Source organism: Paenibacillus alginolyticus DSM 5050 = NBRC 15375 (assembly GCF_000422905.1).
Taxonomy (GTDB): domain Bacteria; phylum Bacillota; class Bacilli; order Paenibacillales; family NBRC-103111; genus Paenibacillus_E; species Paenibacillus_E alginolyticus.
Window position 1 is genome coordinate 1 of the sequence record NZ_AUGY01000180.1, and the last position, 7,009, is coordinate 7,009.

10 protein-coding genes are annotated in these 7,009 nt (G+C 45.0%); 8 read left to right on the forward strand and 2 right to left on the reverse strand.

The window, feature by feature from the left end; all coding sequences use genetic code 11:
- The first annotated feature begins 343 nt into the window (after positions 1-343).
- The 4 genes from G519_RS52775 (at position 344) to G519_RS0137325 (ending at position 3,356) form a co-directional block, all read left to right on the forward strand.
- Positions 344-1,039 carry an eCIS core domain-containing protein gene (locus tag G519_RS52775; protein ID WP_029198884.1) on the forward strand — a complete coding sequence of 232 codons (696 nt, stop codon included), beginning with the start codon at positions 344-346 and terminating at the stop codon, positions 1,037-1,039.
- 78 nt (positions 1,040-1,117) lie between these two features.
- Complete coding sequence (locus G519_RS0137315) at positions 1,118-2,332, forward strand: hypothetical protein (RefSeq protein WP_029198885.1); 1,215 nt, start codon at positions 1,118-1,120, stop codon at positions 2,330-2,332.
- Complete coding sequence (locus G519_RS0137320; protein WP_029198886.1) at positions 2,266-2,820, forward strand: hypothetical protein; 555 nt, start codon at positions 2,266-2,268, stop codon at positions 2,818-2,820. Before G519_RS0137315 ends, G519_RS0137320 begins: the two co-directional genes overlap by 67 nt.
- Positions 2,821-2,834: 14 nt before the next feature.
- Positions 2,835-3,356, forward strand: coding sequence for a YbjN domain-containing protein (locus tag G519_RS0137325; RefSeq protein WP_029198887.1), 522 nt, complete (start codon positions 2,835-2,837; stop codon positions 3,354-3,356).
- A gap of 80 nt (positions 3,357-3,436) precedes the next feature.
- On the opposite strand, the gene G519_RS46550 is transcribed toward G519_RS0137325, so the two are convergent.
- Positions 3,437-4,078 (reverse strand): hypothetical protein, encoded by a 642-nt coding sequence (locus G519_RS46550; RefSeq protein ID WP_051254070.1) that lies wholly within the window; start codon positions 4,076-4,078, stop codon positions 3,437-3,439.
- Positions 4,079-4,386: 308 nt separating this feature from the next.
- On the opposite strand from G519_RS46550, the gene G519_RS51480 reads away from it, so the two are divergent.
- Complete coding sequence (locus G519_RS51480) at positions 4,387-4,530, forward strand: hypothetical protein (protein WP_164826804.1); 144 nt, start codon at positions 4,387-4,389, stop codon at positions 4,528-4,530.
- 32 nt (positions 4,531-4,562) lie between these two features.
- Here the strand turns inward: G519_RS51480 and G519_RS0137340 are convergent, their stop codons facing one another.
- Positions 4,563-5,546 carry a bile acid:sodium symporter family protein gene (locus G519_RS0137340; protein WP_029198888.1) on the reverse strand — a complete coding sequence of 328 codons (984 nt, stop codon included), beginning with the start codon at positions 5,544-5,546 and terminating at the stop codon, positions 4,563-4,565.
- A gap of 269 nt (positions 5,547-5,815) precedes the next feature.
- Between G519_RS0137340 and G519_RS0137345 the strand changes: the two genes are divergently transcribed.
- The 3 genes from G519_RS0137345 to G519_RS0137355 form a co-directional block, all read left to right on the forward strand.
- The gene (locus G519_RS0137345; protein WP_029198889.1) at positions 5,816-6,469 is read left to right on the forward strand and encodes a TetR/AcrR family transcriptional regulator; all 654 of its coding nucleotides are present in this window, start codon (positions 5,816-5,818) and stop codon (positions 6,467-6,469) included.
- 37 nt (positions 6,470-6,506) lie between these two features.
- Positions 6,507-6,671 (forward strand): hypothetical protein, encoded by a 165-nt coding sequence (locus tag G519_RS50935; RefSeq protein WP_154669665.1) that lies wholly within the window; start codon positions 6,507-6,509, stop codon positions 6,669-6,671.
- 84 nt (positions 6,672-6,755) lie between these two features.
- On the forward strand, positions 6,756-7,009 hold a 254-nt coding region (locus G519_RS0137355), incomplete at its 3' end, for a transposase (RefSeq protein ID WP_029198890.1).

Genomic DNA, 7,009 nt, shown 5'->3' on the forward strand with positions numbered 1-7,009 from the left:
CAATGCGGAAGGGATGGCAGCGCACGGGATACAGTCAGCGTGTAGGAAAATACGGAAGAGGCCAAGGGAACACTCTAAATTGGAAGAAACCAAATGCTTGGTTCAACAGGAGGGTAAGGAACATTCCCGTCAGTAGCACCTATTGGCATTGTCCCAAAGACATCGCAAGATCGTAAACACCTTTTAAAAATTTTCGTCCCGTTGGGACGGCTCCCGCGCCTTCGCTTGAGCTACGTTCACAACCGGTTCAAATTCATTTTTCAAGGAACAAAAAATAATAAGAGCAATTTCCAATTCATTAAAGAATTAGGAACTGCTCTTAGCATACAAGGAGGGTTATGCCATGCAAAAATCCCATATTAACCGGCAACCAGATTCTTCTTTGCATACGAATAAAATCAATAAACAGAATTCTTCTGTTTCATCCGATTTGATGAATATTCAACGGGCAATTGGCAATCGCGCCGTGGGCAATATGTTGACCATTCAGACGAAAATGACCGTTGGACCAGCTGGTGATGCTTATGAGCAAGAAGCCGATCAAATGGGTAAACAAGCGGCTGAGCATATTGCTGCATCTGAAAGTAGTGGAGCATCTAAGCCAGATGTACAGCGCGCAGAAGGCGGAGAATCTGAGGAAGAAGAGCTGCAGATGAAGCCATCATCAGAGTCGATTCAGCTCTCGGAAGGTGGAGAGTCTGAGGAAGAAGAGCTGCAGATGAAGTCATCGTCGGAAGGCGGATTTGAAGCAGGTGCAGGGATTGAGTCGCAGATTAAAGCGAAGCAAGGAAGTGGGAGCAGAATGGATGCCAGCATTCAAGCGAAGATGGAATCGGCGTTCAACACTGATTTTAGCAACGTAAATATACATAATGATTCAGAGTCATCAAAGATTAACCGATCCTTAGGTGCAGAAGCTTTTGCTACAGGGAATGATGTGTTTTTCCGCGAAGGCCGATACAACCCAGATACACGCGAGGGACAAGAACTGCTTGGTCACGAATTAACGCATGTTGTTCAACAACGAGGCGGCAAGTAGAGCGAATCTAGCAGCGAGTTCATAGATTCAGAGAATTTTATCGCAAGCACAATCCTATGCGTAAAGGAGGTTCTCCGGATGCCACAAGGAAAACTGGCCCATTCCAAACAAGCGAGTCCCTCGCACCAGAATTCGCAGCAATCGCAGGTGGCTCCGACAAGTAAGGCAGGATCACAAGCGTCGCCATTGGGGGCTAACTTCTTTATGCAGATGCAGCGCACAGTAGGGAATCGCGATACACAAGCCTTCGCGAATCAATTGATTCAGCGCAACGTAACGGCGCAGACACCGCAGCAGGCAGCGACTGTCGCACCAACGACCGCGGCTCCGGCAACGATTGTAGCGCCAACCGTGATCCCGGCTGCTTCAACGTTGCATCCAACAGGTGACGATACCAAAGATAATGCGGATATGACATCAGGTGTCACCTCTACTTTTAGTGATAGCTTCGGCAAACGTTCGGATGATTTGAAAGAGTCCTACGATAAAACGAAGGATGCCGGTACAGCGCAGCAGTCAGCTACTATGGGGGCAGTCGCCTCTACAGCAGATCTCGTTGGCGGGCCCTTCCAGATCATGAGTGCGATTAGAGAAACGCTTGCTGCTTCTCGCGAGCGCAAGGGACATGATAAACGTTTCCAGTATGCAGGTACAGGTTCGACTATGATCGAGGCAAGCGGTAAAATGGTCAGCGGCTCAGCTGGTCTAGTTGATAAGGCAGCTAAATCAACTGGCCATAAGGATGGTGTCGGAGGTTCCTCATCCGCCAGTGACTACACAGGGACGGTAGCGGAAGCGATCTCCGCAGTTAAGAATACGATCATGGCCGTTAAAGCAATTTACGATATGTATAAAAAGCATTCGGACAATGGCGGTCTGAATAATGCAGAAAAAGCAAGAGGCGTTATCGAGATCATTAGCAATGCGATTCAGGCCGCTCAATCTGGGATCAAAGTGGCCAAAGGCATCATGGATATCATGGAGTCAAGTACAGCAAGCTTGACGGCCGTTATCCCGGGCGTAAGTATCGCTGTAAGCGGTGTGAAAATTGCAATTAAAACCGTTGATGTTATCAAGGCTGGTCTCAATCGTAGCGCAATGACGACCTTGAAACGTGACTTCAAAGGCAAAGCTGGGAATGCCGACGTACTCAAAGAAAAACGCTGGTACACGCGAAATGCTGGTGTAGACAAAGCGAAGCTAGCAAAGAAAAACAGGATCTCGAAGTGCTTAAAGCGGGTGGAGATGCTGCAGCAGCTGAACAACTGGACGAAATCGCCAAGTATGAATTAGCGAAAGAAATGAAAAAGATTAACGTGAAGCGAACAGATCGTGGAGCTATTCAAATTGGGATTGAGCTGACGAAGATCGCTGCCGACATTGCTACGCTTACAGGGGTAGGAGCTCAGGTAGGAACGCCGCTGAAAATCGTTGCCACAGGTATTGGCGCAGCGATGCCAATTGCCAGATCCTTGAAGCAAGCTGGACGTGACCGCGCATCGAAAGCAGGCGCTTGGGGTATTACTAAAGCGATATTTAACGCTGATAAATCAACAGAGAAAAAGAAAGAAAAACGAGCCCATGACACAGAACTTATTTTTGATATGTTCGAGAAGCTCCCACTTTATGATGAACAGGATGCAGCGTGCGTCGCACGCTACAAACAAGTTGAGAGCTTCGTAGAAGCAGCTGGTGTAAGTATTCAAGCCTTGTATCAGTTCGATGGCGATGCAGAGAATCTGAAAAAAGCCATTGTTGAAGCGATGGGTAAGAGAGAATAGGAGATTGAAGAGATATGTTGACAGAACTTGCGCATGCGCGTCATTTGGCGCAATTAGGGCAGCTGAAAGAGATTTTGGATGAAGCAGAGCTTGCCACGAATTTATTAGAGAAATCCGAAGCTATTCCGCTGCATGTGCTAATGGCAGGGTTTCAAGAGGATAGTAAAGGTCGAGATCGATTCCTTCATTTTAGCTTTTTACCGTTGAATGATGAGGAAATAGTCGCTATTCAACTGCTGCAAATCTACAGTACGCTACCGTTTCATCTTCAAGCTGGTGCTCGTGAAGATGTAGCCGCGCTCTTACTAGAAATTAATACGCGTTTGCCAATAGGACACTTTGGAGTTAATGAGGAAGGCGAGATCCATTATCGCTATGTGTATAGCCTATCGGCTTCGCGTACGTTCGAGAGTGATGAAGTGTTAGAAATTCTTACCCTTTTCGTGTATATGTGTGACATGTTCGGAGAGCACATCGAGCAAGTTGCCAGCGGTGAAGCAAAAGCAGAGCAGGTCATTCAGACCTTAAGATCATAAGAATGAACCAGAAAGACCTCCAAACCCACATTGTGGTTGGAGGTCTTTCTCACATTATCATTTCCTCGGAAATATTCGACTTATTTCACCTTGTTTTGCAGCAATTCGATGAGCTGCTTACCGGGATCTCTCATTTCGCCGCCAGCAGGACGATTTCCATTGCCTTTCTTGCCACCGGTTTGATCGGGTGCGTAAGCGTTTGGTTGTGCAGAAGCATCTGGTTTATTTTCTGTATTTCCAGATTGACCATTTCGATTTCCCTTGCCATTACCGGTGTTTCCGTTATTCCCAGAACCATTTGCACCGCCGTTTCCTCGATTGCCCATACGCGCAGCTGCATCTTCTATAAATTTCTTCTGGGCATCTGTCAGCTTTTCAAACAGCTTGGTCTTGTTTTCATCACTAAGTTCAGCTTTTGTGACGATCTCTTGCGCAACGGGCAGCATGGCTTGAGCCTGCTCCTTCGTAATGGTAAGTCCATCTGCTTTGTCTAGCTGGAGCAGGGTCTGAAAGGTACTGAAGATTTGTCTTTGTGCCGCATTCATGACAGGTCGGTCTTGAGCATTTTGCTTGCCGTCTGCCTGGGATTGTCCGTTTTGTTGTTGTTGCTGCGGTTGTGCTGAGCTTGCTGCAGCAGTTTGTGAGGAGGAAGCGTTCCCACAACCGCTTAGTAATACGGGGATAAGAATGCATAAGCCCGCTATTTTTGTCATTTTCATCATGCTATGTATCACTCCTATCAATCATCTTCTTCACAATCGTACACGGCAATTATGAAAAATCTGAGAAGAGAAACTGAATAATACATAAAAGTTAGCTTAAAATGGGCTGAGGAAAAGGAGTTTTAACTTAATACCACACAAATGATTCATAATCGAACTGATTGCGCCGCGGCAATCATAATCTGCTGATAAGGGCATCCAGCTAATGGGTGCCCTTCGTGTTAAAATAAATTCCAAAGTGATCGCCAGCAGAACAAGAACTGGAAGAATAAGAATGAGCAAAGTTTTACAACTGGGAGGTGCTATTTATGCAGGAGCTTGTTGGGGAGTGCAAGGAATGCAAAAAGCAAATTTTCTGCCATGATGGATTTATTAACGGCGTAGTGTTAGACGATAACACGTTAATATGTTTTGAATGTTTTAAAGGAGAGAGCGAAATCACAGCTGATTAACATAAGAAGAAGCTGCACGGGCAGCTTCTCAACTAAACTTGTTTCACACTTTTGACCGTTAAGCTGGGAATATCACTTTTCAAAGCGTAGCGTCTGTTCAACAGATAGCCGAAAAGGGAGGCCAGCGATTGCTGGAACAGCATTCCTAGTACAACGGGGACAGTCACCAGAGGCGGGAAGTAGGCAACTGCGAGTACCGCGCCAGCACTAATATTACGCATCCCACTGTTAAACGTAAGTGCTACGACGACGTCTTGATCCCACCGCATAAGCTTAGCGATCAGCCATCCAAGAATGTATCCAAGTGAGGCTATGAAGAGTACAAATCCGGCTAAGCCTAGTAGTTTGGCGTTAAAATCACGTAAATAAGGGGCAATCACGGAGCTGTTGATCGCGACAACGATGCCCATGGTTATTTTCGAAAAAGGACCTAGACGCCCACTCCATTGTTCCTTAATTTTGCCGCGCGTCCATTGATTCAGCAGCATGCCAAGGATAGAAGGTAGAACGATCATCAGGAACAGGCCTTTCATCATCGCGAAGGAGTCCATCTGTACTTTGGTGCCAATTAACGCTGATAGTGTGTAGGGAACGACAAAGGGTGAAAGAATGGTGTCCATAAGAATAATCGATAACGTGAGCACGATATTCCCGCGATAAATGGCTACCCAGACGAAGCTTGTAATGCCAGTAGGAATGGCTGCTGCTAAAATGAGGCCAGTTATCGTCATGGGCTCTTGGCTATATACGACATGCCCGAGACCCATCGCAATCAGCGGCATCGCGACATGTAGAATCAACAATGTGATGATGAGTGGAAGAGGCTGAACAACCACTTTGACGAATTCTTTGAAGCTTGAGCTTATGCTGCCAGCGAAAGTCATAAAGGCAAACAACCAAGGGGATAAATAGGTGAAACCGGATAAATGACTGCCTAGCAAAACACCGATGAGAACACTGACTGGTGTGATTAGCGGCAAGATTTTTTCTAATTGACGATTCAATTGAGACAGCATCTAGGTGAACATCCTTCCTTTAAACTTCTTAGGCAGCTTTGTCTTCCTATTATATGAGTTGGAAGGGGGAGTGACTAGCCCCACATCGTTATGGATGGAATTTAGGCGCTTTTTATGCCTCTGGAGAAATGGTTAAAAGAGTGATTAGACATAATGAAAACGTTTGCAACAAATTCAGCTATTGGATATAATTGGAGTGAACTCTAGGTGTTTACACTGTGTAAATAGGTTTTTGTGAGAGTAGCTTCTGTATCGAGGAGTGTTGATTTATGAAAAGCAAGTGGGAACAGGAATTAGAGGAACATAGAGATAAACGGCGGCAGGACATTATTCTGGCTGCTCAGGAGCTTTTTTTGGAAAAAGATTTGCCAGGTGTAACGATGAAAGACATCGGACGTCAATTGGGAATCAGCCGTGTCACGCTTTACAAATATTATAACTCGATTGATGAGCTGGCGTTTGAGGTTCAGATGAAGGTATTAGACGATTTATTTAGATTTGTCGATTCTCACATAGTTGGTGAACGAGCCGATGAGAAAATGCAGAACTTGTTATTGGCATGGCAGGATTTTACCCAAACTAGGCCTAGCCATTTGCGCTTTATTGGACTTTTTGATCACTATTACCGAGAAAAGTATCCAACCCTTGAACTGGAGGAAAAGTACAGAATTTTCATCAAAAATATCTTTCCATCGCCTTTTCAGCTTATTAAGGAAGGCATTCAAGATGGCTCGATCCGCCCTGATCTGCATCCCGCCAAAACTTCAGCCATGATTGCAAACACGATGATGAGCATGACGCAGCGGATGGCTTCAAGGGGAAACATCCTTCGTGCCGAACAAGAGATCGATCCAGATGAGATGATGCGGCAGCTAATTAACATGATCATGGCCTATCTGAAACCTGAAGTGTCTTCGATCTGATCATCAAGCTTTCATGAGAGGGGAAGTCTATTCAATCATGCAAATTCATGCTTTGCCTCTGTTCAAGACACTGCGCTTTAAGTTGATATTTGGGTTATTGATTATTGTCATACCCATCGTGATTTTCATGATCTATAACAATTTGTATGCCATCAAAGTTGTTCGAAATCAAGTGGCTCAATCGAATAAAAATTTAATTTGATTATCCAGTTAGCTCAGGAATGTCTTTAAATACGAACTAATGTTTGGTATAATGAAATCAAACATATGTTCGGGAGTGATTTTTATGGCAAAGCAAGAATCGATGAATCTTATTCAATTTCAAAAGAAGTTTCAAACCGAGGAAGCTTGCCATCAGCATTTGTTCAAGATGAAGTGGCCTGAGGGATATCACTGTCCAAAATGTCAGCACCAGAAGGCTTACGAAATTAAGACTCGTAATTTACCTCTTTACGAGTGTACGAATTGCCAACACCAAACAACCGTGATCACCGGAACGATTTTCGAAAAGACAAGAACGGATTTGGTCAAATGGTTTTG